Raw genomic sequence first — 7406 nt, 5'->3', positions numbered from 1 at the left:
TGGCCGGATCAGACGGACTGAAAACCGGTCATACGGAAGAAGCCGGCTATGGCTTTACCGGCTCGGCTGAACAGAAGGGCCGGCGACTGGTGTCGGTACTCGCGGGGCTTACCAGCTATGGCGGCCGTGTCGACGAATCGGTCAAGTTTATGAATTGGGGTTTCAATGCTTGGGAGGCCAAGAAACTTTTCGACAAGGGCACGAAAATCCAGACTGCTGAAGTGCAGCTGGGAGGCACTGCCACCGTATCGCTCGTCGCAGCCAAGGATTTATTTGCCACCATCCCGAAAGCGTCGGACGGCAAGATAGCAATGAAAGTGTCCTATGACGGACCGATCAAGGCACCGATTGTCAAAGGGCAGCCTATCGCGACTTTGATTGTCACGACGGAGGATGCCGGTCAGCAGGCGGTTCCTCTGGTCGCGGGCGAAGATATAGGCGCGGCCGGTTTTTTCGATCGGATATGGGCAGGGTTTAAAACTTTATTGGGAATGGCATGAGCAAAAAAATGGGTCGTTTTATCAGCCTTGAAGGCGGGGAGGGGGCGGGAAAATCAACCCAGGCGAGAGAACTCGCGTTCGCCCTTGAGGCCAAAGGTTATAATGTCACTCTGACGCGGGAACCAGGCGGCACCACCAGCGCGGAGATTATTCGCGAATTATTGCTGAACGGCGCGGAGGAAAAATGGCATATTCGCACGGAAGCACTGCTGTTCGCGGCTTCACGCGCGGAACATTGTGCTAAATTAATCCGTCCTGCACTCGCACGGGGAGAATGGGTGATCAGCGACCGCTTCGTTGATAGCAACAGAGCCTATCAAAGCGTGAACGGTGAACTCACCGACGACGACATTCTTGATTTGCATCGCGTCGGCAGCGGCAACCTTTTACCCGACAGGACTTTTGTTCTGAATGTTCCCGAAGAAGTGTCCGCTAAAAGAGCAGCGGCGAGAGATCGCGGCGGCAGCGACCGAATTGGACGCAGAAGCACTACATATCACAAATTGGTGATGGAAAATTTTCGCAAGTTTGCGGCGGAAGACCCCGAACGGGTCCGGCTGATCGACGCGTCGCAGGCTCCGAACATCGTCACCGATTCCCTGATGGAGAATCTGAGCGACTTGATGAAATGATTCAATGACATCATATCTCGGCCACGACAGACCGCAGCAGATATTCTGCCAATCCCTTGCCAGAGATATGCTCCACCACGCCTGGATTCTGGCTGGTGACAAGGGATTGGGCAAGGCGGCCTTTGCGCAGCAAGCCGGCCATTTTTTGCTCAATTCCCGCAATCAACCAGCAACATTTAGCGAAATTCAGGACGATGAAGCCGGCCATCTTCTTGCAGCCGGTTCACACCCGGATTTTCGGATGCTCCGTCGCGGACCAAAAAGCGACAAGGAAGAGAAGAGGGCAAGGGACAACGGGATCGATTCCCTGGAAGAGCATGAATTGGCCCGCAATATAAAGGTCGATCAGGTTCGCGCATTGCAGCCATTGTTTCAAAATCAGGCTTCCATTTCCGAATATCGGGTTGTCGTCATCGATGCAGCCGATGATCTTGAGCGCGGCGGCGCCAATGCCATTTTGAAAAACCTCGAAGAACCGCCAAAAAAGACCATATTTTTTTTGATCAGCCATAAGCCTGACCGCCTATTGCCAACCATCCGTTCGCGGTGCCAGATGCTGCGCTTCGACCCTCTACCCGATAATGAAATGCGCGCGCTGCTGAAAAAAGCAGCACCAGAACTGGGGGAAGCGGATCTGGAGGCTCTTGTGCTTGCTGGCAGAGGCTCGCCGGGCCGGGCATTGCAGTTTATCGAAATTGGCCTGGCCGAACTGGACGATATTGCGCGCGAAATTATCAAGACCGGAGACAGGGATAATAGATTGAAGAGCGAACTGGCTCGGAAACTAGCGTTAAAGGCCGCGACTCCGCGATATCGCGCATTTCTCGAACGGGCTCCAAGCCTGATCGCCGAGCAAATAAAAGCCGCCGAGCTTCCCTGCTCGATGGAAACGATCGAAAAATGGCGGAAAGCCAGCGAACTTGCCACGACCGCAATTCCAAAAGCCCTCGATAATCAGTCCGTAATATTCCGGCTTGGAAGCCTGATGGGTGAACTTGCCCCCGCTGCCCGGACGAAATAGGGATTTTGGCTGTTTACAAGCGCCGCCAATCCATCAAGAGAGATGGCCATGTCAGAACCCTTTTATATTACCACCGCGATCAGCTATCCTAATGGACGTCCGCATATCGGCCATGCCTATGAGGCGATTTGCGCTGACGCTATTGCACGATTTTACCGGCTGAGCGGCCGCGACGTCCGTCTGATCACCGGAACCGACGAACATGGTCTGAAAATGGTGCAGACGGCCCGCGATGCGGATCGCGAGACCATAGATCTCGCCAATGAAATGTCCTCTTATTTTAGAGAGATGTGCGTTAATCTTAATATTCAACATGATGGATTTCGAAGAACCACCGAGCCCGCTCATCATGAAGCGAGCAAGGCATTGTGGAAAGCAATGGAGGCCAATGGCGATCTCTATCTTGATCGTTATGAAGGCTGGTATTCGGTGCGTGACGAAGCCTTTTATGCTGAAGACGAGATCGAAACAGGCGAGGGTGGTAAAAAACTCTCGCCGCAAGGTACGCCGGTCGAATGGACCGCTGAAGAAACATGGTTCTTCAAACTGTCGGAATATCAGGATAAATTGCTCAAACTCTATGAGGAACATCCCGAATTCATCCAGCCCGAAAGCCGGCGCAACGAAGTCATGCGCTTTGTCGAAGGCGGGCTGAGAGATCTCAGCGTTTCGCGGACCAGCTTCGATTGGGGCGTCCCCGTGCCAGGCTCACCGGGTCATGTGATGTACGTCTGGGTTGATGCGCTAACCACCTATATGACCGGCGCCGGCTATCCGGATACCAAGGGCATGTTTGCGAAATATTGGCCGGCAGATTTGCATCTGATCGGCAAGGATATCGTCCGTTTTCACGCCGTTTACTGGCCTGCCTTTTTGATGAGCGCGGGGCTCCCGCTACCCAAACAGGTGTTCGGCCACGGATTTCTACTCAATCGCGGCGAGAAAATGTCGAAATCGGTTGGTAATGTTATCGATCCGATGGAATTGGCCCAGCGCTTCGGTGTCGATCAGTTGCGCTATTTCCTGCTAGCCGACGTTGTGTTTGGCAAGGATGGCACCTATTCGGCGGAAGCCATAGTGACCAAGACCAATGCCGATCTCGCCAATAATTTTGGCAATCTCGCGCAGCGCAGCCTCTCCATGATCGCCAAAAATTGCGATAACAAGGTACCAGCCCGCGGTGAGCCTAGTTCTGCCGAGCTGGAATTGCTCAGCCAACTCGACAGTTGTTTTGAGAGTGTGACGGAAGCGATGACAGGCGGCCTGTTCAAGATCGACACCGCACTTGATGCCATCCGCGAGCGTTTGAGCGCGACCAATACATATTTTGCCGATCAAGCGCCCTGGGCGCTGCGCAAGACAGATCCTGCGCGTGCGGATACAGTGCTCTTTCATACCGCCGAAGCGATCCGGCAACTGGCTATCATGCTGCGATGGGCGATGCCGGAAAGCTGTGACAGAATGCTGGATCTGCTGGCCCAATCAGAAGATTCACGCGATTTCGAGCATCTTACAAAACCGATCCAGCCCGGCATGACACTGCCCGAGCCTAAAGGTATTTTTCCGCGTCTCGAGATGCTGAAAGACGATGCCGATGTCTGAAATGCTGATCGATAGCCACTGTCATCTCAACTATAAAGGTCTGGTGGAAGACCAGCCCGCCGTTCTCGAACGGGCCCGCCAAAGCGGCGTAACCGCGATGCTCAATATCTCCACCCGTGAAAGCGAATGGCGGGATATTGTCGCGACCGCCGAACGGGAACCGGACGTCTGGGCCAGTATCGGGATCCACCCGCATGAAGCTGACGCCCATCCCGATGTCGATCTCGCCAAGCTGGTCGAAGAGGCTAAGCATCCACGAGTTGTCGCGATAGGCGAGACCGGGCTCGACTATTATTATGATCATAGCGACCGGGAGCGGCAGAGACAGAGTTTTCGAACCCATATTCACGCCGCACGCGAAACCGGTTTGCCGATCATCGTTCACACCCGAGATGCCGAGGCAGACACGGCAGAAATCATGGCCGAAGAAATGGAGCGGGGTACCTATTCCGGCGTGATCCACTGCTTCACGGCGAGCGAGGATTTTGCACACAAGGCATTGGCGCTTGGGTTGTATATTTCTATCTCGGGCATCGTGACCTTCAAAAATGCCAAAGATCTGCAGGAAACGGCAGCCAAACTACCGTCAGATCGCTTGTTGGTCGAAACCGATGCGCCTTTTCTTGCCCCGGTACCACATCGCGGAAAGACCGGGGAACCCGCGTTCGTAGCGGATACGGCTCGCTATCTGGCTGGGCTGCGAAACGAAGATTATGACGCGCTTTGTGCAACAACAGGTCAGAATTTCTATCGGCTATTCTCCAAGGCGCAGCCCTGAATGTGTCTTTGAAGCTCACGATACTGGGTTGCGGAACATCCTCTGGTGTACCCCGCATTGGCAATGACTGGGGCGATTGTGACCCGCATGAACCTAAAAACCGCAGAACTCGGGTGTCTATCCTGGTAGAAAGTCCAACCACTCGAATATTGGTTGATACGTCCCCTGATTTGAGAAACCAGTTTCTCGACAATGACATAGACCAAATTGATGCGGTAATCTGGACGCATGATCATGCCGACCATTGCCACGGTATTGATGATCTGCGCGCGGTTTTCCAGCAAAGCCGCGAACCGATGGCCGGCTATGCCCGGCCATTTGCACTTGAGAGCCTGAAGCGTCGTTTTGCCTATGCCTTCGACGGGCATGATTATTATCCGTCAATCTGCACAGGAATTGCACTCAATGGTCCGGTCGAGATCGGCGATATTTCGGTTCACTGTGTCGACCAGCCCCATGGCGGGATAACGTCCGCAGGTCTCCGTTTCCAGCATCAGGATAAATCGATCTGCTACGCAACCGATTTCGGCGATGTAACGCCAGAGATGCGGGCATTATATCAAAATTGCGACTTGTTCGTCGTAGATGCCTTGCGCGACAAGCCGCATCCGACACACGCGCATCTGGACATGACTTTAGCACTTATTGACGAAGCGCGGCCGAAATTGAGTTTGCTGACCCATATGGACAATTCGATGGACTATGACCATCTAGCTACCATATTACCGGATCATATCCGCCCAGCTTATGATGGCTATGTGAAAGAAATCTGACCATTGACCGAAGATCAAAATATCAATCTTGTTTTCGCAATCGGTGCGCTCGTGCTGGTAGCGAGCGCCTTGTTTTCCCGACGGATGGGTTTTGCTGAAATTATTCGAACCGCATTGGCATGGGTAGCGATATTCGCAGTATTCATTGTCGGGTTTTCCTACCAGAACGAGATATTGGCGGTCTGGAATCGTGTTTCCGGCGAAGTCTCCGGAGCAAATGAGCAACTCGTGGTTGGCGACACACTAAGGATCCGGCAATCGGCAGACGGTCATTTCTGGGCAAATGCGACGGTCAACGAACTACCGGTTCGTTTTCTGATCGACAGCGGTGCAACCACTACGGCAATGACGTTGCAAACAGCTCGAAGCGCTGGAATTGAAATTAGCGGAAGCCCATTTCCGGTCATCTTAACGACGGCCAACGGATCAGTCGAAGCACAGCGAGGGAGTATCCAGTCGCTGCAGATTGGTTCTATGGTTGCTAAGGATCTGCCGGTCGTTGTCGCCGAAGAATTTGGTGACTCCAATGTCATAGGCATGAATTTTCTCTCACAATTGAAAAGTTGGCGGGTTGAAGGCCGGGAAATGATACTGGAACCGCCGAATTCCTCTTCAGTTGAATGATTACGAATTTAACATAATATATATTATCAATCTTATTGGCAGATTAGAATGGATGCACAATTGATCGATCCCCTGCTTGAAATCATGCGGCGTTTGCGCGATCCGGACAGTGGGTGCGAATGGGACAAGGTGCAAACATTTAAAACCATTGCGCCTTATACGATTGAAGAGGCTTATGAAGTCGCCGATGCCATCGAACGTGACGATATGGTTGCGCTGAAAGACGAACTCGGCGATCTCCTGCTCCAGGTTGTGTTTCACAGCCAGATCGCGGCAGAGGCAGAAACATTTGATTTCCAGGATGTCGTAGAATGCATTTGCGACAAGATGACCCGCCGTCATCCCCACATCTTCGGTGAAGCCGACAAGAGCCCGGGATGGGAACAGATCAAGGCAGACGAGCGCGACAAATCAGGCCAGTCGAGCGCACTGGATGGTGTCGCGTTGGCTCTACCCGCTTTACTAAGAGCTCAGAAAATCCAGAAACGAGCGGCTCGCGTGGGATTTGACTGGCCCGACAAGGCGCCGGTGAGGGACAAGTTGCTCGAGGAACTTGAGGAGGTCGCGGCGGCGAACAGCGATGAGGAAATTCACGAAGAAATCGGCGATTTACTCTTTTCTGCGGTCAATCTCGCCCGTCATTACAAAGTCGATGCAGAACGTGCCCTGACTGATGCCACAACCAAATTTACTAAAAGGTTCAATCAGGTAGAGTCAAATCTTACCGAAGACATGCAACAGATGACGATCGAAGAACTGGAAGCGGAATGGCAGAAGGCCAAGGCAAGCCTAGCCGCATCCTGAATGCCTAGTGCTTAATGCAGCGCGTGGTACCTGCCCCAATTTCGCGGTGACATTTCAACCGACAGTATAAGATTGTCCTTCAACTGTTCGCTGCTCAGAATTCGGCCATTTTCGTGCAGCCACGCCATCCGTTTTCCATCGGACACCGGCAGCTCTATCTGTTCAGACTTATAACCTTCCGACAATGTTTTCGCGATCAGATTGACCAATGTCTCGACACCGGCTCCGGTCTCGGCAGAGATCGCGCATACGTGTTCCGGCAATGGCGATGAAATTCGCGTGAAATGCGGATCGTCAGGAGCGATCCTATCAATTTTGTTCCAAGCCTCGATCACGGGAGGCCCCTCTCCTGCTTCCTCTGACACGCCAAGGTCGGCCAATATTTGCCTTACATCACCGGCTTGTGCATCGCTGGCTTCATGGGAAATATCGCGAACGTGCACCACGATGTCGGCAGCACTGACTTCTTCAAGTGTGGCCCGGAAAGCCGCGACCAATTGCGTCGGTAGATCGGATACAAAGCCAACCGTATCGGATAAAATCGCCTTGTCATATCCCGGCAACGGGAATTCTCGCATGGTCGGATCGAGAGTTGCAAACAGCAAATCCTCGGCAAAGACATCGGCACCAGTCAACCGGTTGAACAATGTCGATGTTCCGGCATTTGTGTAA

Annotated in this window: 8 protein-coding genes and 1 pseudogene; 8 read left to right on the top strand and 1 reads right to left on the bottom strand. The window is 53.0% G+C overall.

Annotated features, from left to right (window positions below; genetic code table 11):
- The 8 genes and pseudogenes from WBM93_RS00325 to mazG all read left to right on the top strand — a co-directional run.
- Nucleotides 1-500, top strand: a pseudogene (locus tag WBM93_RS00325) (D-alanyl-D-alanine carboxypeptidase family protein); the annotation flags it as partial.
- Nucleotides 497-1132 (top strand): dTMP kinase, encoded by a 636-nt coding sequence (gene tmk / locus WBM93_RS00320; RefSeq protein WP_424427014.1) that lies wholly within the window; start codon nt 497-499, stop codon nt 1130-1132. The pseudogene WBM93_RS00325 and the gene tmk, both read left to right, overlap by 4 nt.
- A 4-nt stretch (nt 1133-1136) precedes the next feature.
- Nucleotides 1137-2153 carry a DNA polymerase III subunit delta' gene (locus WBM93_RS00315; RefSeq protein ID WP_424427013.1) on the top strand — a complete coding sequence of 339 codons (1017 nt, stop codon included), beginning with the start codon at nt 1137-1139 and terminating at the stop codon, nt 2151-2153.
- Nucleotides 2154-2201: 48 nt separating this feature from the next.
- Entirely contained in the window at nt 2202-3755 is a 1554-nt protein-coding gene (metG, locus tag WBM93_RS00310) for a methionine--tRNA ligase (RefSeq protein ID WP_424427011.1), read from the top strand.
- Nucleotide 3756: 1 nt separating this feature from the next.
- The gene (locus WBM93_RS00305) at nt 3757-4533 is read left to right on the top strand and encodes a TatD family hydrolase (protein ID WP_424427016.1); all 777 of its coding nucleotides are present in this window, start codon (nt 3757-3759) and stop codon (nt 4531-4533) included.
- A 2-nt stretch (nt 4534-4535) separates the two neighbouring features.
- Nucleotides 4536-5306: an MBL fold metallo-hydrolase gene (locus tag WBM93_RS00300; RefSeq protein WP_424427008.1), complete on the top strand. Its 771-nt coding sequence runs from the start codon at nt 4536-4538 to the stop codon at nt 5304-5306.
- A 3-nt stretch (nt 5307-5309) separates the two neighbouring features.
- Nucleotides 5310-5930, top strand: a complete 621-nt coding sequence (locus WBM93_RS00295; RefSeq protein ID WP_424427006.1) for a retropepsin-like aspartic protease family protein — start codon at nt 5310-5312, stop codon at nt 5928-5930.
- 48 nt (nt 5931-5978) lie between these two features.
- Nucleotides 5979-6734, top strand: a complete 756-nt coding sequence (mazG, locus tag WBM93_RS00290; protein WP_424427004.1) for a nucleoside triphosphate pyrophosphohydrolase — start codon at nt 5979-5981, stop codon at nt 6732-6734.
- An 11-nt stretch (nt 6735-6745) separates the two neighbouring features.
- Here mazG and WBM93_RS00285 read toward each other — a convergent pair.
- A partial coding sequence (locus WBM93_RS00285; protein WP_424427002.1) for an HflX GTPase family protein occupies nt 6746-7406 on the bottom strand: 661 nt, incomplete at its 5' end.

The organism is Parasphingorhabdus sp., assembly GCF_049667325.1.
Lineage (GTDB): Bacteria > Pseudomonadota > Alphaproteobacteria > Sphingomonadales > Sphingomonadaceae > Parasphingorhabdus.
This window is presented reverse-complemented; position numbering and strand designations above follow the sequence as displayed.

Excerpts from the sequence above, each read along its gene's own strand:
- WBM93_RS00305 (WP_424427016.1), top strand. The coding sequence starts at position 3,757 with ATGCTGATCGATAGCCACTGTCATCTCAACTATAAAGGTCTGGTGGAA.
- metG (WP_424427011.1), top strand. The coding sequence starts at position 2,202 with ATGTCAGAACCCTTTTATATTACCACCGCGATCAGCTATCCTAATGGA.
- WBM93_RS00315 (WP_424427013.1), top strand. The coding sequence starts at position 1,137 with ATGACATCATATCTCGGCCACGACAGACCGCAGCAGATATTCTGCCAA.
- mazG (WP_424427004.1), top strand. The coding sequence starts at position 5,979 with ATGGATGCACAATTGATCGATCCCCTGCTTGAAATCATGCGGCGTTTG.
- tmk (WP_424427014.1), top strand. The coding sequence starts at position 497 with ATGAGCAAAAAAATGGGTCGTTTTATCAGCCTTGAAGGCGGGGAGGGG.